The sequence below is a fragment of the Neisseria sp. P0009.S007 genome, assembly GCF_051962515.1.
Genome location: NZ_JBQCVF010000617.1, coordinates 1 through 939, shown reverse-complemented (window position 1 = coordinate 939; position 939 = coordinate 1). Strand labels below are relative to the sequence as shown.

The window sequence follows — 939 nt, the reverse complement described above, 5'->3', positions numbered from 1 at the left end:
TTATTGAGCATATTTTGTTATTGAAATAATCCATAGCACATCAAGCATCAGGCCGTCTGAAAGATATTTTCAGACGGCCTGAAGTTTTATAGGAATAGTTTTGAGAAATAAGTTTTCTACTTAGGGCAGACAAACGTTTAAAACCTTATCTGCGTCTGCAACTGCCTACGATAAACCAATACGGCAGCAGTCAGCGTGGCACAAGAGAACGCAGACAGTAAAAGAAGGTAGTGGCCTATTCCGTCCAGTCCGCTGCGGTTGAGCAGTAATTCCTGAAAAGCCTTCAAGCCCCAAGCCATTGGGGAAATCCAAGTGAGTTGCTGCATGGTTTCAGGCATGACGTGGGCGGGTACCATAATGCCGCCGATTGCCGCCATCAGGATGATGCCGCCGCCGCCGAGGACGACGGCGTGTTCGGTAGATTTGGCGCAGACGCTGATTAACAGCGCGTAGCCAAGGGCGGCAGCACTGACGGCAGCGGACAACAGCGCGTAGGGAACAAGGCTGCCGTTGAGTATGAGGGCGGGTACGCCGATTTCGGGCAGCAGGTAACGGCCGAGCAGCAGCATTCCGACAAACTGAAGTTGGTTAATCAGGAAATAGGGGACGAGTTTGGCGGCAATCAGACCGGATGCGGAGGCGCGGGCGAGACGTAAGCGGGTAATGGTGTTGGTCTGGCGTTCTAATGCCATGACATTCGACAGCGGTATCATGATGAAAAACATACCGAAAATCAGCCATGCGGGGACGCTGTGCTGTACGGCGTTGGGTTTTTCCACCGTGCCGCTGCCTATGCTCAGATAGTGTTCTTCCAGCATTTTTTTATCTAAAAAGCTGCGCACGGCGGCGAATTGTTCGTCGTTTTTTTCATCCACTTTTTTCTGAATGTCTTTGCGGATGGAACGAGGCAGTTTTTTATTGTCGATTTTGATGCCGTCG

General features: G+C 50.8%; 1 protein-coding gene. It reads right to left on the bottom strand.

The features are described from left to right. Window positions 1-137: 137 nt before the first annotated feature. The coding region (locus ACTHS3_RS15195; RefSeq protein WP_440368392.1) for an ABC transporter permease at window positions 138-939 on the bottom strand (802 nt) is incomplete at its 5' end.